The organism is Lederbergia citri (genome assembly GCF_018343625.1).
Taxonomy (GTDB): Bacteria; Bacillota; Bacilli; order Bacillales; family Bacillaceae_C; genus Lederbergia; species Lederbergia citri.
Window position 1 is genome coordinate 530,329 of sequence record NZ_JAGYPG010000001.1, and the last position, 20,506, is coordinate 550,834.

18 protein-coding genes are annotated in these 20,506 nt (G+C 37.3%); all 18 read left to right on the forward strand.

Annotated features, from left to right (window positions below; genetic code table 11):
• Positions 1-258 precede the first annotated feature (258 nt).
• Positions 259-984: a UMP kinase gene (gene pyrH, locus KHA97_RS02845; RefSeq protein ID WP_213123237.1), complete on the forward strand. Its 726-nt coding sequence runs from the start codon at positions 259-261 to the stop codon at positions 982-984.
• Complete coding sequence (gene frr, locus KHA97_RS02850; RefSeq protein WP_213123238.1) at positions 984-1,541, forward strand: ribosome recycling factor; 558 nt, start codon at positions 984-986, stop codon at positions 1,539-1,541. The genes pyrH and frr overlap by 1 nt, the downstream gene beginning before the upstream one ends.
• A 250-nt stretch (positions 1,542-1,791) precedes the next feature.
• Entirely contained in the window at positions 1,792-2,589 is a 798-nt protein-coding gene (locus tag KHA97_RS02855; protein WP_213123239.1) for an isoprenyl transferase, read from the forward strand.
• A complete protein-coding gene (locus tag KHA97_RS02860; RefSeq protein ID WP_213123240.1) occupies positions 2,586-3,371 on the forward strand; it encodes a phosphatidate cytidylyltransferase in 786 nt (261 codons plus the stop codon). The genes KHA97_RS02855 and KHA97_RS02860 overlap by 4 nt, the downstream gene beginning before the upstream one ends.
• Before the next feature lie 29 nt (positions 3,372-3,400).
• Positions 3,401-4,546: a 1-deoxy-D-xylulose-5-phosphate reductoisomerase gene (dxr, locus tag KHA97_RS02865; RefSeq protein WP_213123241.1), complete on the forward strand. Its 1,146-nt coding sequence runs from the start codon at positions 3,401-3,403 to the stop codon at positions 4,544-4,546.
• Between the two features lie 33 nt (positions 4,547-4,579).
• Positions 4,580-5,842, forward strand: coding sequence for an RIP metalloprotease RseP (rseP, locus tag KHA97_RS02870; protein ID WP_213123242.1), 1,263 nt, complete (start codon positions 4,580-4,582; stop codon positions 5,840-5,842).
• A gap of 29 nt (positions 5,843-5,871) precedes the next feature.
• Positions 5,872-7,572, forward strand: coding sequence for a proline--tRNA ligase (locus tag KHA97_RS02875; RefSeq protein ID WP_213123243.1), 1,701 nt, complete (start codon positions 5,872-5,874; stop codon positions 7,570-7,572).
• A 262-nt stretch (positions 7,573-7,834) separates the two neighbouring features.
• Positions 7,835-12,151 carry a PolC-type DNA polymerase III gene (locus KHA97_RS02880; RefSeq protein ID WP_213124283.1) on the forward strand — a complete coding sequence of 1,439 codons (4,317 nt, stop codon included), beginning with the start codon at positions 7,835-7,837 and terminating at the stop codon, positions 12,149-12,151.
• A gap of 358 nt (positions 12,152-12,509) precedes the next feature.
• Positions 12,510-12,977: a ribosome maturation factor RimP gene (gene rimP / locus KHA97_RS02885; RefSeq protein ID WP_213123244.1), complete on the forward strand. Its 468-nt coding sequence runs from the start codon at positions 12,510-12,512 to the stop codon at positions 12,975-12,977.
• Positions 12,978-13,123: 146 nt separating this feature from the next.
• The gene (nusA, locus tag KHA97_RS02890; RefSeq protein ID WP_213123245.1) at positions 13,124-14,251 is read left to right on the forward strand and encodes a transcription termination factor NusA; all 1,128 of its coding nucleotides are present in this window, start codon (positions 13,124-13,126) and stop codon (positions 14,249-14,251) included.
• A gap of 12 nt (positions 14,252-14,263) precedes the next feature.
• A complete protein-coding gene (gene rnpM, locus KHA97_RS02895) occupies positions 14,264-14,548 on the forward strand; it encodes an RNase P modulator RnpM (RefSeq protein WP_213123246.1) in 285 nt (94 codons plus the stop codon).
• On the forward strand, positions 14,545-14,850 hold the full coding sequence (locus KHA97_RS02900) for a YlxQ family RNA-binding protein (RefSeq protein WP_213123247.1): 306 nt from the start codon (positions 14,545-14,547) through the stop codon (positions 14,848-14,850). The genes rnpM and KHA97_RS02900 overlap by 4 nt, the downstream gene beginning before the upstream one ends.
• A gap of 15 nt (positions 14,851-14,865) precedes the next feature.
• Positions 14,866-17,196, forward strand: a complete 2,331-nt coding sequence (infB, locus tag KHA97_RS02905; RefSeq protein WP_213123248.1) for a translation initiation factor IF-2 — start codon at positions 14,866-14,868, stop codon at positions 17,194-17,196.
• Positions 17,193-17,471 (forward strand): DUF503 domain-containing protein, encoded by a 279-nt coding sequence (locus KHA97_RS02910; protein WP_213123249.1) that lies wholly within the window; start codon positions 17,193-17,195, stop codon positions 17,469-17,471. Before infB ends, KHA97_RS02910 begins: the two co-directional genes overlap by 4 nt.
• A 15-nt stretch (positions 17,472-17,486) precedes the next feature.
• On the forward strand, positions 17,487-17,828 hold the full coding sequence (rbfA, locus tag KHA97_RS02915; protein WP_213123250.1) for a 30S ribosome-binding factor RbfA: 342 nt from the start codon (positions 17,487-17,489) through the stop codon (positions 17,826-17,828).
• 171 nt (positions 17,829-17,999) lie between these two features.
• Positions 18,000-18,908, forward strand: a complete 909-nt coding sequence (truB, locus tag KHA97_RS02920) for a tRNA pseudouridine(55) synthase TruB (protein WP_213123251.1) — start codon at positions 18,000-18,002, stop codon at positions 18,906-18,908.
• Between the two features lie 12 nt (positions 18,909-18,920).
• Entirely contained in the window at positions 18,921-19,871 is a 951-nt protein-coding gene (gene ribF, locus KHA97_RS02925; RefSeq protein ID WP_213123252.1) for a bifunctional riboflavin kinase/FAD synthetase, read from the forward strand.
• A 118-nt stretch (positions 19,872-19,989) separates the two neighbouring features.
• Positions 19,990-20,259, forward strand: a complete 270-nt coding sequence (rpsO, locus tag KHA97_RS02930) for a 30S ribosomal protein S15 (protein WP_213123253.1) — start codon at positions 19,990-19,992, stop codon at positions 20,257-20,259.
• Positions 20,260-20,506 lie beyond the last annotated feature (247 nt).

Consider the following 20,506-nt stretch of genomic DNA (forward strand, 5'->3'; position numbering starts at 1 on the left):
CAGTGTTCCCTTTTTTTACAGATATTTTAGTTGCATAGTGGAATGGAAACTTCCATAAAAGTAGATACATTTAAGTGAAAGCTTTTTAAATCTAGTTGTTTACTTATCTGTTTTGTTGATTGGAGTGAAAGGCACGAGACTCTTGCGGAAAAAACGGTTAACGGGATAGACTCTGGAATGTGAGTGCCTGGAGTGGAATCAACTGCTTGTCTCAACGATGACTAGAAAAATAATACATAACTATATACGGAGGTTCTTATGAGTAACCCTAAATATAAACGAGTTGTACTTAAACTTAGTGGTGAAGCGTTGGCTGGAAACGAAGGCTTCGGTATTAATCCTACAGTCATCAAATCAATAGCTGAACAAGTTAAAGAAGTAGCAGAATTAGGTGTTGAAATAGCTGTTGTCGTAGGTGGAGGTAATATTTGGCGCGGAAAAGTAGGCAGTGAAATGGGAATGGACAGAGCAACAGCGGATTATATGGGTATGCTTGCAACTGTCATGAACTCATTAGCATTACAAGATAGCTTAGAACAGCTTGGAATTGAAACTCGTGTTCAAACATCCATTGATATGCGCCAAGTTGCGGAACCCTATATTCGTAGAAGAGCAATACGCCACTTAGAAAAAAATCGCGTCGTTATATTTGCTGCAGGTACAGGTAATCCGTATTTCTCAACAGATACTACAGCAGCTTTAAGAGCAGCTGAAATAGAAGCCGAGGTTATACTTATGGCGAAAAATAATGTCGATGGCGTCTATAATGATGATCCAAAAATTAATAAAGATGCGGTAAAATATGATCAGCTGTCATATTTGGATGTTCTAAAAGAAGGGTTAGGGGTAATGGATTCTACTGCTTCTTCATTATGTATGGACAATGATATACCACTGATCGTCTTTTCATTCACAGAAAAAGGAAATGTTAAACGTGCAGTGATGGGTGAACAAATTGGAACATTAGTGAGGGGGAAGGAATAATGGCAAAGCAAGTAATTTCTGAAACGAAAAACAAAATGGAAAAAGCAATTCAAGTGTATTCTCGTGAACTAGCAAGTATACGTGCTGGTAGAGCAAGTGCATCCTTGCTTGACAAACTGACAATCGATTATTATGGAGCTCCAACACCTGTTAATCAAATGGCTTCCATTTCTGTACCAGAAGCTAGATTGCTTGTAATCCAACCTTATGATAAATCCGTTCTCGGAGATATCGAAAAAGCGATATTAAAATCCGATCTTGGCCTTACACCTTCAAATGATGGCTCATTAATCAGACTAACCATTCCTCAACTTACAGAAGAGCGTAGAAAAGAACTAGTAAAAGTAGTTAAAAAAGAAGGCGAAGATGCGAAAATTGCGATTCGCAATATTCGACGTGATGGCAACGAAGAATTAAAGAAGTTAGAAAAAAATGGGGAAATCACTGAAGATGACTTACGTGGATATTCTGACGATATTCAAAAATTGACAGATGACCATATTAAGAAAATTGATGAAATTACGAAAGAAAAAGAGCAAGAAATATTAGCTGTTTAATAATAGATTTCATTGAAGAGAACTCTCTCCCTTTATAATGAAGGGAGATTTTTCTTTTTTTATGATAAAAGAAAATAAAATTGGCTAGATAAAATCTTATGACTCGGCCAATATAAGCTAATCGTTTTGTAAAAAAATGTATGATATTTATACTTTCTGTATCATTCTCTATCCAAAAAGTAATATTTTCTTTATAATAGGAATTATGGTCTTTCGAATATAAGGATCAACTCTGATGGAGGATCTTTTCATGTTAAATAAAATTAATTTCTGGAAAAGTTCGCGAAAAACTGTTTCTATAGATGAAAGAATAGAACAGGTGTTAAAACTACCGATTCCAAAACATATTGCTATCATAATGGATGGGAATGGCAGGTGGGCAAAAAAACGAGCTCTTCCCCGAATAGCAGGACATCATGAAGGTATGAGAATTGTAAGGAAGATAACAATGCTAGCCAATCGGCTAAACATTGATACTTTGACTCTTTATGCATTTTCTACCGAAAATTGGAAACGCCCTAAACACGAAGTGGATTATCTAATGGGGTTGCCTGAAGAATTTCTTGGGAACTTTCTGCCTGAATTGATTGAAGAAAATGTAAAAGTTTGTATGATTGGAAATAATAATAGAATTCCTGAACATACACGGCGGGCTGTTGAAAAAGCTATAGTAGAAACTTCCGCTAATACAGGACTTAAATTAAATTTTGCATTGAATTATGGAGGAAGAGCAGAAATTCTGGATGCAGTCAAAGAAATTTCCAAAGATGTGAAGAATGGAAATTTGGATATAAGTGATATTAATGACGAAGCTTTTTCAAACTATTTGATGACTCACTTTCTTTCTGATCCAGACTTATTAATCCGAACTAGCGGTGAGCTTCGTATTAGCAACTTTATGCTCTGGCAAATAGCTTATTCGGAATTATGGTTTACAGACGTTCTTTGGCCCGATTTTACAGAAGCGCATTTAATCGAGGCGGTTGAAGCATACCAGCGTCGATCAAGACGATATGGAGGAATACATAGCGAGGAGTCCAAAAAATGAAACAACGAATCATTACAGCAACGATATTGATTGCTATATTTCTACCGATTGCTATACTAGGTGGAATTCCTTTCTTATTCCTAGCATACATAATGGCATCTATCGGATTATATGAACTTTTTCAAATGCGAAAACTTTCGATTTTTTCGTTCCATGGTTTAATATCTATTCTTTTACTATGGATCTTTTTATTGCCAAATCAATATTTTGAAGCTATTAATATTACAGGGCTGTCAAAAATCGAATTGGCTTTTGCAGCTGTCTTAATATTTTTATCCTATACAGTTATTGTAAAAAATCATTTTACATTTGATGACGTAGGATTTATCCTTTTATCCGTTTTATATATAGGTATTGGGTTCTTCTATTTTGTTCAAATTCGAGAAGAAGGGCTCGTTTATCTTTTTTATGCGCTATTTGTTGTATGGGTAACAGATTCAGGAGCTTATTTTGCTGGAAGGAGATTTGGTAAGCGTAAATTATGGCCGGAGATCAGTCCTAATAAAACTGTTGAAGGATTTTTTGGCGGGATAGTATCTGGACTAGTTGTCGCCATTTTATTCATTCTCTTTTCTAATATTCAAATTCCAATTTTGCAATTAATAATTGTTACGATTATCATTTCTATTTTTGGACAAATGGGTGATTTGGCAGAATCTGCATTAAAGCGGCATTATGGGGTAAAGGATTCCGGAAATCTATTTCCAGGTCATGGAGGCATTCTTGACCGCTGTGATAGTTGGTTATTTGTATTGCCTTTACTCCATTTCTTAATATTTTAATACAGATAATATTTTCGGGGAGCGAAACAATGAAATACATAAGTTTGCTTGGCGCAACAGGTTCGATTGGCATACAAACTCTTGATGTTATACGGAATAATCCAGATAAATTTAAGCTATTAGCGATTTCTGCAGGGGAAAATATCGAACTTGTAAGGAAAATAATTGCTGAGTTTAAACCGGAATTTGTTTCCGTACAATATAAGGATGACTTTGATAAATTAAAAACTGAGTATCCAAAAGAGATTACTTTTGGGTATGGTTCATCAGGATTAATGGAAACGGCTGTTTATCATAAGTCAGATGTACTTTTAAATGCAGTAATCGGAAGTGTGGGACTCAATCCAACGTTGCAAGCGATTAGAGAAAAAAAGACAATCGCGCTTGCTAATAAAGAAACGTTAGTGACAGCTGGACATCTGGTTATGAGTCTTGCTAAGGAAAATCATGTTCCCATTATTCCCGTTGATAGTGAACATTCTGCTATTTATCAATGTTTGCAAGGGGAAAAGTGGACGAGTGTAAAGCGCCTTATCATAACTGCATCAGGCGGAAGTTTTCGAGATTATAAGCGTGAAGAACTAAAAAATGTTACATTAGAACAAGCGTTAAATCATCCAAATTGGTCGATGGGCTCCAAAATAACGATAGACTCTGCTACAATGATGAACAAAGGGTTAGAAGTCATAGAAGCGCACTGGTTATTTGATAAACCGTACGAAAATATTGATGTTCTTTTACATCGTGAAAGCATTATCCATTCTATGGTTGAATATGATGACAGCAGTATAATTGCACAATTAGGAACACCTGATATGAGAGTCCCCATTCAATATGCTCTTACGTATCCAGAAAGGTGCCATTATCAGACAGACAATCGTCTTGATTTGGCTAAAATTGGACAGCTTCATTTTGAAGAAATGGACTTTGAGAGGTTTAGGTGTTTAGAATTTGCATATGAGGCGGGAAAAGCAGGGGGAACGTTGCCTACAGTCTTAAATGCGGCAAATGAAGTAGCCGTACACGCTTTTCTTTCAGGGAAAATATCGTTTCTATCTATTGAAGACTTGATTGAAAACGCACTTGCACGCCATACTATTATTAATAACCCCGACCTTGACACGATCCAAGAGGTTGATTCAGAAACACGGGGTTTTGTTAACTCACTAGTTTAACGAAGAGCATTTTTCTTAAAGGAGGTTGTGTAATTGAATACCGTTATTTCCTTTATCATTATTTTTGGGGCTCTCGTATTTTTTCATGAGCTGGGACATTTTATTTTCGCAAAGCGTGCAGGAATACTTGTAAGAGAGTTCGCGATTGGGTTTGGTCCGAAAATCTTTTCATACAAGAAAGGTGAAACGGTTTATACGATCCGTCTTTTGCCTATAGGCGGGTTTGTAAGAATGGCCGGGGAGGATCCGGATATACCGGAGATAAAACCTGGACATCGGATTGCTATCCAATTTGATCATAGTGAGAAGGTCAATAAAATTATTTTATCTGGTAAAAATCGTTATCCAAATGTCAAAATGGTTGAAGTTGAAAAGGCTGATTTAGAACATCGTCTTTTCATTAGAGGATATGAAGAAGGGGATGAGGATCACCTTCAAACATTTGCCGTTTCTCGAGAAGCGGTTGTTGTTGAAGATCAGGTTGAAACACAGATTGCTCCATGGGATCGTCAATTTGCTTCAAAAAAATTAAGTGCAAGAGCTATGACAATTTTTGCAGGTCCATTGTTTAATTTTATATTGGCAATTGTCGCGTTTACGATGATTGGTATTATCCAAGGAGTACCTTTGGAAGAGGCTAAGCTCGGTAATGTGCTTTCAGATAGCGCCGCACAAGAAGCTGGATTAAAACAAGGTGACCTTGTATTAAGTATCGATGGGGCAGAAGTGAATACTTTTACAGATATGACAACGATTGTCCGCGCACATCCAGATGAGGAGCTTGTTTTTACAGTAGAACGTAACGGTAAAACGTTGGACATCCCTGTAACTCCGAAACGAATTGATGAAGATACAGGAGAAATAGGTTTAATCGGTGTCCAATCATATTTGGATAAATCTTTTTCTAAAGTTGCTGTTAGCGGTTTTGTAGAGACTTATCATTGGACAATAAAAATTTTCGAATTGCTCGGACAATTAGTTATTGGCAAATTTTCCATTGATATGCTTTCGGGGCCAGTAGGGATATATAAGTCCACAGAAGAAGTTGCAAAAGCAGGTATTCTTTATTTAATGAAATGGACTGGACTATTAAGCATAAATTTAGGAATTATGAATCTATTGCCGATTCCGGCGCTTGATGGCGGGCGACTCTTATTTTTCGGTGTAGAAGCTGTAAGAGGGAAGCCTATTGATCGTCATAAAGAAGGAATGGTTCATTTTATCGGATTCGCACTATTGATGGTATTAATGATTGTTGTTACATGGAATGATATTCAGCGCTTTTTTATTAATTAAATATAGTGTTATAAGATGAGGTGCTAAGTTTGAGACAAAGTATGACATTAATCCCTACTCTTCGTGAGGTACCTGCTGATGCGGACATTAAAAGTCATCAGCTCCTCCTTAGAGCGGGTTTCATTAGACAAACCGCAAGTGGAGTTTATACGTATATGCCGCTTGCAAAAAGAACGTTGGATAAGATTGAAAGAATTATACGCGAAGAAATGGACAATGCAGGTGCGGCTGAATTACTAATGCCTGCATTGCAACCTGCTGAACTTTGGCAAGAATCCGGACGTTGGTATACTTATGGTGATGAATTAATGCGTATGCATGATCGACATGGAAGAGACTTTGCATTAGGGGCAACTCATGAAGAAGTTATTACAAGTATTGTAAATGATGATGTTCCATCGTACAAGCGACTTCCACTCACACTTTATCAAATTCAAACGAAGTTTAGAGATGAGAAAAGACCAAGATTCGGCTTATTGCGTGGCCGTGAGTTTATTATGAAGGACGCATATTCATTCCATACATCTGCCGAAAGCTTAGACGATGTGTACAATAAAATGTATAAAGCTTACATGAATATTTTTACGCGATGTGGTCTGGATTTTAGAGCAGTACTAGCAGACTCGGGAGCTATTGGCGGAAAGGATACGCAAGAATTTATGGTTCTTTCAGAAATTGGCGAAGATACAATTGCTTATTCAGATTCATCCGACTATGCAGCTAATATTGAAATGGCCGAGTGTGTAATTGAGTATGTAAGACCTGCAGAGGAAGAAAAAGAGTTAGAAAAAATCGCCACTCCAAATCAAAAAACGATTGCTGAAGTGTCATCATTTTTTAATGTTGAACCACAGAATTGCATAAAGTCATTAGTTTTTAAAATAGACGATGAACCTGTAATGATACTTGTTCGTGGAGATCACGATGTCAATGACATTAAAGTGAAAAATGTATTGAATGCTAAAACTGTTGAACTTTGTGATCAAAAGGAAACCGAAGAAATATTAGGGTGTCCTACTGGTTCTCTAGGTCCTAGCGGCTTAGAGGGTAAAATAAAGGTATATGCGGATTACGCAGTAAAGGCATTAGTCAATGCTGTTTGCGGAGCCAATGAAGATGGCTTCCATTTCGTAAATGTAAATCCAGGCAGAGATTTCGAAGTTGAAAATTATGCCGATTTTAGATTTATCATGGAAGGTGATCCTTCACCAGACGGAAATGGAACGATACGGTTTGCTCGCGGAATTGAGGTCGGGCATATCTTCAAACTAGGGACCAGATATAGCGAAGCAATGGATGCAAATTATTTAGATGAAAACGGACGAGCTCAACACTATATTATGGGTTGTTATGGTATAGGAGTTTCACGTACATTGTCTGCTATTGCAGAACAGTTTAATGATGAAAATGGCCTTGTTTGGCCAACAAACATTGCACCTTATCATGTTCATGTAATCCCTGTTAATATGAAAGACCAAGACCAGGTATCCCTCGCTGAAGAACTCTATGAATTATGTAAAACAAATCGATATGATGTTTTACTAGATGATCGTTCAGAAAGACCTGGTGTTAAGTTCAAAGATTCAGATTTAATTGGTCTGCCAATCCGTGTTACGATTGGAAAACGCGCCAGCGAAGGTATCGTTGAAGTAAAAGTAAGAAAAACAGGTGAATCATTTGAAGTGGATAAAGCTGAATTGCTGCCACTAATCAACAATTTATTAAAATAATTGGTTTAGTAAAATTGTTTTTGAAAAGCCGTTCAGTTGATTGGAACGGAAATCAACTTACTAGTTTTAAAAAAGCAAATTAATAAAAATATAGGGGCCGGGACATAACTAAAACAAACAAACCTAAAACCGAAAAATAATCTTTCTAAGCGAAGTATATTTCCGGAGCGGGTATATACACTAACTAACTTATTGTTCGGATTTATCTTTGACTAATATAGTTATGACCCAGGCCCTTCCTTCATGGGAGGCAGATGTGGCAATGAATCCCGCCGAAAAAAAAGAGAGATTTCAGTTGCTTCTGCAACAACTTGGCTTAACTGATGATGCATTTGTTCAATATTTTAATAATGCAGAAATATCAAAGCTTATAATAGATCGATCTAAAAAACAATGGCATTTTTCCTTCATGTTTGAAAAAATCATTCCGCATAATGTGTTTTCTACATTTTCTAATCATCTTCAAAAATCTTTTCAACATATTGCTTCTGTTAGTTTTGTAGTTGAAACAAAAGATACCGTTCCTACTGAGGAACTTATTATAGACTATTGGAATGGATGCGTTCAGGAAATAGACGGCATCTCTCCTATGCTATTAACCTTATTAAACGAACAAACTCCTACAATAAATGGGAACAAATTGATTATCCGCACACGAAATCACACAGAAGCTGAGACGTTAAAGTCAAAATATGGTGGAATCATTCTTAATGTATACAAAAGTTTTGGCTTTCCTCCACTCCAATTTGATACAGAGGTAAGTGAAGAACAGCAATCCGAGGAAGTCCAAAGAATCATTGAGGCAAATAGAAAAGAAGATGAGGAAAGGGCTAGACAAGCCATTGTTGATATGCAACGGACGGATGCGGAAAAAGAAAAAAATAATGGTGAATCCTCAGGACCACTTATCATTGGTCTTACCATTAAAAACGATGATGAAATCAAAAAGATTGAAGATATTGTTGATGAAGAAAGAAGAATTGCGATAGAAGGATATATTTTTGATGCTGAAATTAGAGAACTTAGGAGCGGACGTTCCCTTTTAACGTTTAAAATGACTGATTATACAGATTCCATATTAGTAAAAATGTTTTCAAGAGATAAAGAAGATGCAGAGATGCTCAATATGGTTAAAAAGGGAATGTGGGTTAAAGCACGTGGGAGCGTACAAAATGATACATTTGTTCGCGACTTAGTCATGATTGCTAATGATATTAACGAAGTAAAGCCAAAAACACGTAAAGATTTGGCAGGAGAAAGCGAAAAACGTGTTGAATTGCATCTTCATTCTCCTATGAGTCAAATGGATGCTGTAACTTCAATATCGAACTATGTTGCCCAAGCAAAGAAATGGGGGCATAAAGCGATTGCGATTACGGATCATGCCGTCGTACAATCTTTTCCCGAGGCTTATAGTGCAGGCAAAAAAAATGATATAAAAATCCTTTATGGATTAGAAGCAAATTTAATTGATGACGGCGTTCCGATTGCCTACAATAGTGATCACCGACTTCTCGAAACAGCTGAATATATCGTGTTTGACGTAGAAACTACTGGTCTATCAGCCATTTACGATACAATTATAGAACTTGCAGCAGTCAAAATCAGAGATGGTGAAGTTGTAGATAAATTCGAAAGCTTTGCTAATCCGCATCATCCTTTATCTGCTACAACAATTGAATTAACTGGTATTACCGATGATATGGTTAAAGATGCGCCGGAAGTAGACGATATGCTTCAGAAATTTTACGAATGGTCAGAAGATGCCGTCTATGTGGCTCATAATGCAACATTTGATATGGGTTTTTTAAACACTGGGTTCCAAAAAATAGGAATTGGAAAATCAAAAAATCCTGTAATCGACACGTTAGAGCTTGCTAGATTTCTATATCCTGAATTTAAGAATCATCGTTTAAATACGTTGGCAAAAAAATTCGATATTGAATTGACACAGCATCATCGCGCTATTTATGATGCCGAGGCGACTGGATTTTTATTTTTAAAAATGTTAAAAGATGCCAAGGAAAAGGGCATAGAATATCATGATCAATTCAACGATTTTATGGGTGAAGGCGATGCGTATAAGCGGGCAAGACCAAGCCATTGTACGTTGTTGGCAAAAAACGAAATAGGATTGAAAAACATATTTAAGCTCGTATCTATTTCTCACATGAACTACTTTTATCGGGTTCCTAGAATCCCAAGATCGGTACTTGAAAAACATCGCGAGGGGATTCTTATCGGTTCTGGGTGCGATAAAGGAGAAGTCTTCGAAGCAATGATGCAAAAAGGTCAAGCTGAAGCAGAGAAAGCAGCAGCCTTTTATGATTATCTTGAAGTTCATCCTAAATCTGTCTATGCCCCATTGATTGAAATGGAGCTTGTAAGAAATGAAAACGACCTAGAGGATATTATTAAAAATATGGTCAGCATGGGAGATAAACTAAATATTCCTGTCGTCGCCACTGGAAATGTCCATTATTTGAATGAAGAAGATAAAATTTACCGGAAAATCTTAATTTCCTCACAGGGTGGAGCAAATCCTTTAAATAGGCATGAATTACCAGATGTCCATTTTAGAACGACAAACGAGATGCTTTCTGAATTTTCCTTTTTAGGAAAAGCGGACGCAAAGAAAATAGTTGTCGAAAATTCGAATTTGATTGCGGATATGATTGAAGTCATTAAACCAATTAAAGACGATCTTTATACACCGAAAATTGAAGGTGCTGAAGAGGAAATACGGACGATGAGCTATGAGATGGCAAAAAGCATCTATGGTGATCAACTCCCAGAAATTATAGAAGCAAGATTAGAAAAAGAATTAAACAGCATCATTGGACATGGGTTTGCCGTTATTTATCTCATATCTCATAAACTTGTAAAAAAATCATTGGATGATGGCTACTTAGTAGGTTCCCGGGGATCAGTTGGATCCTCATTCGTTGCTACAATGACAGAAATAACCGAAGTAAATCCACTGCCACCCCATTATGTTTGTCCGAATTGTAAGCACTCGGAGTTTTTTGATGATGGATCGGTTGGTTCAGGATTTGATTTGCCTGATAAAGATTGTCTACAATGTGGAACAGCATATAAAAAAGATGGCCACGATATTCCGTTTGAAACTTTTCTTGGTTTTAAGGGAGATAAAGTACCGGATATTGATTTGAATTTTTCAGGTGAATATCAGCCTCAAGCACATAATTATACAAAGGTTCTCTTCGGGGAAGATTATGTTTATCGTGCTGGTACAATTGGAACCGTTGCGGAAAAAACGGCTTTCGGCTACGTAAAAGGATACGCGCAAGATAATAATCTTCACTTGCGAAGTGCCGAAATCGATCGTTTAGTCCAAGGCTGTACTGGTGTAAAAAGAACGACAGGGCAGCACCCAGGCGGGATTATTGTTGTTCCGGATGATATGGAAATTTTTGACTTTTCACCGATTCAGTATCCGGCTGATGATAGTGGTTCAGAATGGAGAACAACCCATTTTGACTTTCATTCGATCCACGATAATTTATTAAAACTTGATATTCTAGGTCACGATGATCCTACTGTTATAAGAATGCTGCAGGATTTAAGCGGGATTGATCCAAAAACGATACCAACCGATGATCCCGAAGTAATGAAAATATTTAGCGGGACGGAATCTCTAGGTGTAACAGAGGAACAAATTATGTGTAAAACGGGTACTCTCGGTATACCTGAATTTGGAACTAGATTTGTTCGCCAAATGTTAGAAGATACTAAACCGACAACATTTTCGGAGCTTGTGCAAATCTCTGGCTTGTCACATGGTACAGACGTTTGGCTTGGTAACGCACAGGAACTCATTCATAACAAAACTTGTACACTATCAGAGGTTATTGGTTGTCGTGATGATATTATGGTTTATTTAATATACCAAGGGCTTGAGCCTTCACTTGCATTTAAAATCATGGAATCAGTCCGAAAAGGGAAAGGCCTCACTCCGGAATGGGAAGACGAAATGAGGAAGAACAGTGTTCCTGAATGGTATATCGATTCGTGCAAAAAAATAAAATATATGTTTCCAAAGGCTCACGCAGCTGCATATGTATTAATGGCTGTAAGGATTGCCTACTTTAAAGTGCATCACCCATTGTATTATTACGCCGCTTATTTCACCGTAAGAGCAGAAGATTTTGATTTAGAAGCAATGGTTAGAGGTTCGCAAACAATCCGAGCTAAAATTGAGGAAATTAATATGAAGGGTCTAGACGCTTCTCCAAAAGAAAAAAGCTTACTAACTGTGTTGGAACTTGCTTTGGAAATGTGTGAAAGAAATTTTAAATTTAAACGCGTAGATCTTTATCGATCAAGTGCCACACAGTTTATTATTGATGGAGACGCCTTAATTCCTCCGTTTAATTCAATACCAGGTTTAGGAACGAATGCTGCGTTAAACATCGTAAAAGCAAGAGAAAATGGCGAATTCCTTTCGAAAGAAGACTTGCAGCAAAGAGGAAAGGTTTCAAAGACCATTATTGAATACCTAGAAAAACATGGTTGTCTAGAATCATTGCCTGATCAAAATCAACTATCTCTTTTTTAGTGAATTTGTATAATTTGCATAACCATGATGGATATGGTATATTTTTAATGGAAATACTATGAATAACTCTCCGTTGACAAAAAGAGTGGGCATCCCCCACTCTTTCGTATTGTTATAAGAAAAGCGGAAGGCGCCTGATCAGCCCCGACAAGCAAATGTTCTGAGTCAAAAAAAGTCCGTATTTTGACTTTTATTGACTCAGGTTATTTGACCTCGAGGGGCTGGCGCCTTCAGCTGAACAAGAAAAGCGGAAGGCATTGCAGCTAGATAGAGTAGGAACTAACAGCAAGCCAAGTATCGGTTTTCGATTTCAACACTAAAAATGAAAACTATTGAAACTCTCATCTTGGAGGTCATTATGAGTAAAGTAACAGAAATCGTTGAAGAACTCGTAACTCCCATTATTGAAGATATGAAGCTTGACCTTGTCGATATTGAATATGTAAAAGAGGGAAAAAATTGGTTCCTCCGCTTATTTATTGATAAGGAAAATGGCGTAGACATCGAAGAATGCGGTATTGTAAGTGAAAGACTAAGTGTAATTCTAGATGAAATCGATCCAATACCTCATAATTACTTCTTAGAAGTATCATCTCCAGGTGCAGAACGCCCGTTGAAAAAAGAATCAGATTTTACATCTTCAATTGGTAAGAACGTACATCTTAAAACATATGAGCCGATTGAAGGCGAAAAGACGTTTGAAGGTAAGCTGATTGATTTTAATGAAGGAGTCATTACACTAGAAATAAAAATCAAAACACGGGTTAAAACGATTGAAATTCCATTTGATAAAGTTGCAAAAGCTAGATTAGCCGTAGTTTTTTAAAAATGGATTAGTTAAACCACACTTTTGATTTTTCTACTATGTTGAGTGGAACAGAGATCAATGTACGTACAAAGTTTAACAAAGTCCAAAAATACATGTTTGATTCATACAAAGGTAAAAAGTGAATTAAAGGGGATGACCACTAAATGAGCTCGGAACTATTGGATGCTCTCATTATTCTGGAAAGAGAAAAAGGAATTAGTCGTGATGTATTGATTGAAGCAATCGAAGCGGCTCTTGTTTCAGCTTACAAAAGGAATTTTAATCAAGCACAAAACGTCCGTGTTGACTTGAATTTGGAAACCGGAACAATGCGAGTTTTTGCACGCAAGGAAATCGTTGATGAAGTATTTGATTCAAGACTTGAAATATCTATTGATCAAGCTAAAAAGATTAACCCTGGATATGAAACAGGGGACATCCTTGAGCTAGAGGTAACACCGAAAGACTTCGGAAGAATTGCAGCTCAGACTGCGAAACAAGTTGTAACACAACGAGTACGTGAAGCGGAGAGAGGTATTATTTACTCGGAATTCATTGACCGAGAAGACGATATAATGACAGGGATTGTACAAAGGCAAGATCCGAGATTCATTTATGTAAGTCTAGGAAAAATAGAAGCTTTATTGCCTCAAAGTGAGCAAATGCCAAATGAAACATATAAACCTCATGATCGAATTAAAGTCTATATTACGAAAGTTGAAAAGACGACAAAAGGTCCACAAATATATGTTTCTCGAACACATCCAGGTTTATTGAAAAGATTATTTGAGATTGAAGTTCCGGAAATTTATGATGGTACAGTTGAAATTAAATCTGTAGCTCGTGAAGCTGGAGACCGCTCTAAAATATCAGTCAGCACAGATAATCCTGAGGTTGATCCAGTAGGTTCTTGTGTCGGTCCTAAAGGGGCAAGGGTCCAAGCGATTGTTAATGAATTAAAAGGTGAAAAAATCGATATTGTTGAATGGTCGTCTGATCCAGTTGTTTTTGTAGCAAATGCACTAAGCCCTTCAAAAGTACTTGATGTAGAAATTAACGAAGAAGAAAAAGCGACTACTGTCATCGTACCAGATTATCAATTATCATTGGCCATTGGAAAACGTGGACAAAATGCAAGACTTGCAGCAAAACTGACAGGTTGGAAAATTGATATAAAAAGTGAATCTGATGCTCGGGCAGCTGGCATATATCCACGTGATGCATCTCTTCTCTTTTTTGATGAAGATGAATCAAGTGACACATTCGATTTAAATGATGAAGAAATCGAATAGGGGTGAATGAGATTGGCGGTTCAAAAAAAAATTCCCATGAGAAAATGTTTAGCTACGGGAGAAATGAAACCGAAAAAAGAAATGATACGCATTGTTCGCTCGAAGGACGGAGAAGTGTCCGTAGATTTAACTGGTAAAAAATCCGGAAGAGGCGCTTATGTTTCCCTAGACCGTGATGCTATACTCACGGCACAAAAGAAAAACATTTTCGCAAGCCAGTTAAATGCGGAAGTCAATGATTCTGTTTATGAAGAACTTCTCTCATTATTAGATAAAGAAAGCAAGCCTAAACAATGAAGCAAGAAAAATGGATGTCACTGCTTGGATTGGCTAATCGAGCGAGGAAAATTATTTCCGGAGAAGAATTGGTCGTTAAGGAAATCAAAAACAGAAGAGCAAAGCTTGTATTAATTTCCAAAGATGCCTCTTCAAATACTTCAAAAAAAATACAGGATAAGTGCACTTATTATGACATTCCTTTTCATTATGTAGAATCAAGAGAAAAACTTGGAAATGCGATTGGCAAGGACGAAAGAGTAGTTGTCGCCATCCTGGAAGAAGGCTTTGCAAAAAAGCTATCTTCAATGCTCGATGAATAAAACGGGGGTGAACCTATGAGTAAAATACGTGTATATGAATACGCAAAAAAGCAAAATACATCAAGTAAAGATGTAATTTCGAAGTTAAAAAGTTTGAATATAGAAGTTTCTAATCATATGTCTATGATTGATGCAGAAACTGTCGGAAAACTGGATTCTATTTATAATGGCAAGAATACACAAAATGGCAAGAATACACAAATCGATTCAAAAAAACAAAGTCAACCGCGTAAAGTCCAACCGAATAGCCAGCAAACCGCTCAGAAACCTCATAGTAATCAAACGAGACAGTCTAAAGAGTTTAAACCAAAGCAGGCAAAAAACACGAATGATCACCAACGCCGCTCTGAAAACACTCATACAAACTCAGCACCTAAACAAAGACCGGCTGGGAAACAACGCAATAACGAGATGGGGCAAAATAATAATAATATGAAAAATGGTACCGGAAATAATCAGAATAGAAACCAACAACAAAAAAACAATAATAAAAACACAAATAAAAATCGCAGAGAAAATATAAATAATAAAAACAACAAACAGAGGCAGAAGCCGCAGCAACATCAGCCGGCTCCTCAAAAACAAAAAGAGCTTCCGGAAAAAATTACGTTTAGCGGTTCACTTTCAGTTGGAGAGCTTGCAAAGAAGCTTCATCGTGAACCAACTGAACTTATTAAGAAATTATTCCTTTTAGGTGTTATAGCCACGATTAATCAAGAACTCGATAAAGATGCGATTGAATTAATCTGTACAGATTATGGGGTAGAGGTAGAAGAAGAAATCCAAATCGATGCTACAGACCTAGAAGTGTATTTTACTGAAGATAATGAGGAAAACTTAGTTGAACGCCCATCTGTTGTTACGATTATGGGTCACGTTGACCATGGTAAAACAACGTTACTGGATTCACTTCGTAATACAAAAGTAACTGCAGGAGAAGCTGGGGGTATTACTCAGCATATTGGTGCTTATCAAATCGTTGCCAACGGGAAGAAAATAACATTCCTAGATACTCCTGGTCACGCTGCATTTACGACAATGCGTGCTCGTGGTGCTAAAGTAACGGATATCACTATTCTAGTTGTTGCAGCGGATGATGGTGTAATGCCACAAACGGTTGAGGCTATCAACCATGCAAAAGCAGCAGAGGTTCCTATCATCGTAGCAGTAAATAAAATGGATAAACCAACTGCCAATCCTGACCGTGTCATGCAGGAATTGACTGAGCATGGTCTTATTCCTGAAGACTGGGGCGGAGATACAATTTTTGTTCCTATATCTGCGTTAAAGGGTGAAGGGATCGACAGCTTGCTTGAGATGATTTTACTCGTAGGTGAAGTAGAGGAGTTTAAAGCAAATCCTAACCGAAATGCAATCGGGACTGTTATTGAAGCCCAACTTGATAAAGGGCGCGGATCCGTCGCAACATTACTTGTACAAAACGGTACTTTAAAGGTCGGCGATCCGATTGTTGTTGGAAGCACGTTTGGTCGTGTAAGAGCAATGGTAAATGATGTCGGTAGAAGAGTAAAAGAAGCACCACCATCTACACCGGTAGAAATTACAGGATTAAATGAGGTACCACAGGCGGGAGACCGTTTTGTAGTATTTGATGATGAAAAAACGGCCCGTCAAATTGGAGAAATTCGTGCTCAGGAAGCATTGCTTGCTTCAAGAAACGAAAGCTCCCGTGTCAGCCTTGATACGTTATTCGAACAAATGAAGCAAGGTGAAATGAAAGATCTGAACGTCATCGTTAAAGCGGATGTACAAGGCTCTGTAGAAGCCCTTGCTGCAGCGCTTAAGCAAATCGATGTCGAAGGCGTTAATATAAAAATCATTCATACTGCGGTAGGTGCGATTAACGAATCTGATATTACGCTTGCTGCAGCTTCAAATGCAATTGTAATTGGATTCAATGTCAGACCTGATGTGAATGCCAAACGAGCTGCTGATTCAGAAAAAGTAGAAGTTCGCCTCCATCGAGTGATTTATAAAGCAATTGAGGAAATTGAAGCTGCGATGAAAGGAATGCTTGATCCAGAATTTGAGGAAAAAATTATCGGACAAGCAGAAGTTCGACAAACATTCAAGGTATCGAAAATCGGTACAATTGCTGGTTCTTACGTAACGGACGGTAAGATTACTCGTGACAGTGGAGTTAGATTAATCCGAAACGGCATCGTCATTTATGAAGGTGTAATTGACGCCCTTAAACGCTTTAAAGATGATGTTAAAGAGGTTAGCCAAGGATACGAATGTGGTATAACAATTAAGAACTTCAATGATGTAAAAGAAGAAGACATTATCGAAGCATTCTTGATGGAAGAAATTGAGCGCACTTGATCGGTTTCGTAGAGTGTGAATACCGGATATTTCATGTCCATTCATTAAAAGATAAAAGGGCCGTCTTAAAGCGTACCTTGACTAGACTTAGACAGAAATTCAATGTGGCAGCAGCTGAAGTTGATCATCAAGACGTATGGCAATTAACAAAAATTGCCATCACAACTGTATCATCTTCTAGACAGGCTTTAGAGCGTGAACTAAATCATGCCCTTAGTTTTCTTGATTCTTTTCCAGAATGGGAAAGAATTAGCACAACATTTGAGTGGCTGTAATGAGAGGTGTTTTTTATGAGTTTGCGTGCCAATCGTGTCGGAGAACAGATGAAAAAAGAACTGGGAGAAATAATCAGTAGAAAAATTAAAGATCCTCGTGTTGGTTTTGTTACAGTAACGGATGTACATGTCACCGGAGATCTTCAGCAAGCAACTGTTTATATATCCGTTCTTGGGGATGAAGAGCAAAAAGCCAATACGTTAAAAGGCCTTGATAAAGCGAAAGGATTCATTAGAACAGAAATTGGTCAACGAATCCGACTTCGCAAAACCCCGGAAATCTCCTTTGAATTTGATGAATCTATTGGATATGGAAATCGAATTGAATCTTTACTTAAACAAATTAAAGAAGATTAAAGCGAGTTAAATTATTCAGCCGTCCCATATACGCTTTGTACGAATTACCTATTTATAGATTTGGTGATTGGTCTTAGCTCAAACTGGTGACGGCTTTTTTATCTTAAAGATCAGTGTTGATTTATTGAGGGAAAAAAAGTTAACTTAACCAAAAAGGAGGGACGCGAGAGTATGGACGGAATATTACCGTTATGGAAGCCGAAAGGTATGACATCTCATGACTGTGTCTTTAAAGTACGAAAACTGCTGCGAATGAAAAAAGTGGGACATACAGGAACATTAGATCCAGATGTAGATGGTGTTCTTCCCATTTGTTTAGGGAAAGCAACTAAAATTGCCGAGTACATAACGGATGCAGGTAAAGTGTATGAAGGACAAGTGACAGTAGGCTTTTCAACGACAACAGAAGACGCTTCCGGGGAAATAGTAGAAGAAAAAAAAATAGAGCGAAATATTTCAATAGACGAAATCGAAAAAATCCTTCAATCTTTTATCGGAACAATAAAGCAAACGCCACCGATGTTTTCAGCTGTTAAAGTAAACGGAAAACGATTGTATGAATATGCACGTCAAGGTATAACCGTGGAACGACCTTCTAGAACCGTGCATATTTATAAGTTAGCATTACTTGACGATTCGATAGAAAATAGGAACGGCACCGTTTCTTTTCGATTTCGTGTTCATTGTAGCAAAGGAACGTATATTCGAACATTAGCTGTCATGATAGGCGAAAAATTAGGCTATCCTGCACATATGTCTTCCTTGACAAGAACGGCTTCGGCGGCAATAAAAGCAAGTGATTGTCTATCTTTTGAGCAATTGGAAAAGTTGATCCAAGAAGATCAAATCTTTCGTTTTATATATCCATTGGAAAAAGGTATTTCGCACTTGTCCTTTTTTCCATTAGATAGTAATTTAGTGGTAAAGATTAAAAATGGAGCAGTTCTTCCACGGCCAAGCAACTGGCCAGCACAGGGGCAGGTTGTAATGATGTATGAAGAGAAAGCTTATGCAATTTATCAGGTACATCCTGATAACGAAACTTTTATAAAGCCAGTGAAAGTTATACGAAATGAATAGCAGGTGAAAAAATTGAAAGTTATTATGATTAATCATCCACATCAATATAGTAAAGACGATTTCCCCCCTATGGCGATAGCCTTAGGATTTTTTGATGGAGTTCATAAAGGACATCAAGAGGTCATTTCTACCGCACGCAAAATTGCGATTGAAAATGAATGGAAAAGTGCTGTGATGACATTTGATCCACACCCCTCCGTTGTACTAGGAAAAGAAAGAAAGACAGTTCAATATATTACTCCTCTTAAGGATAAAATAGATTTAATCTCAACCCTTGAGATAGACTTTTTATTTGTGGTGAGGTTTACTTCTGCTTTTTCAAGCTTGGAGCCCGAAACTTTTGTTAAAGAATATTTAATTAATTTAAATGCAAAGCATGTTGTAGGCGGATTTGATTATACATACGGAAGGTTTGGGAAAGGAACGATGGAAACATTGCCAATTCATGGTAAAGGATTTTTTGATGTAACAACTGTAGATAAATTGGAAGATCATCATGAAAAAGTAAGTTCCACGAAAATTCGGCAGCTTTTACATGATGGTGAAATGATCAAAGCGAAAGATTTATTAGGAAGATTTTATGTTACGAAAGGGACAGTTGTTCACGGGGAAAAGCGTGGACGAACATTAGGATTTCCAACAGCAAATATTCAATTGGAAAATGATTATCTCGTTCCGAAAATAGGAATTTATGCTGTACGTTTCAATGTTGCAGGAAGGTGGTATAACGGTGTATGTAGTGTAGGATATAACCCTACATTCAAAGTACCTGGTGAAACCATGCTTTCTATTGAAGTACATATTTTAGATTTTGACGAATCTATTTATGGAGAAGAAGTACAGGTTGAGTGGCACATTTACATGAGGAATGAAGAAAAATTTAATGGTATCGAAGAATTAAAATTGCAAATTTCGAAGGATGTACAAACAGCAATCGAATACTTTTATGAGTTGGACAAATAAACTTGATTTTTGTCTAGGAAAGATGTATTCTAATACAGTATCAAGAACCTTTGCTTGGCAAGGCGACTCACCAACGCTTGCTAGGTAACAGGGGATAGGAAAACAGGAGGTGAACAGGATGGCGATTTCTCAAGAACGTAAAAATGAAATCATCAACCAATATAAGATTCATGAAAGTGATACCGGATCTCCGGAAGTTCAAATTGCGGTTTTAACTGAAGAAATCAACAAATTGAACGATCATCTTCGCGTGCACAAAAAAGATCATCATTCTCGTCGTGGTTTATTGAAAATGGTAGGCCGTCGTCGTAATCTTTTAACGTATCTACGTAATAAAGATGTGCAACGCTATCGTGAATTAATTAACAGTCTTGGCTTACGTAGATAATATCCGTATAGCCATCTAAAAAGCGGGAATTTTCCCGCTTTTTTGTTAGTAATTTTTAGTAAGAGGTTTCATTGAGGTTTCATTGTTGCTGCCCGAGGCAATACTCCTTAGGACTGTCAAGCAATGCGTGGCAGAACTGAACATTGGACATGAGTACGAATTCGTTTGTAATCGTCTAGCTCCAGCGCCTATCGACTAGCCAACTTTTTGTCCTTTCTTTTGCGTAAGTCAAAGGCCCAAAAGCAAC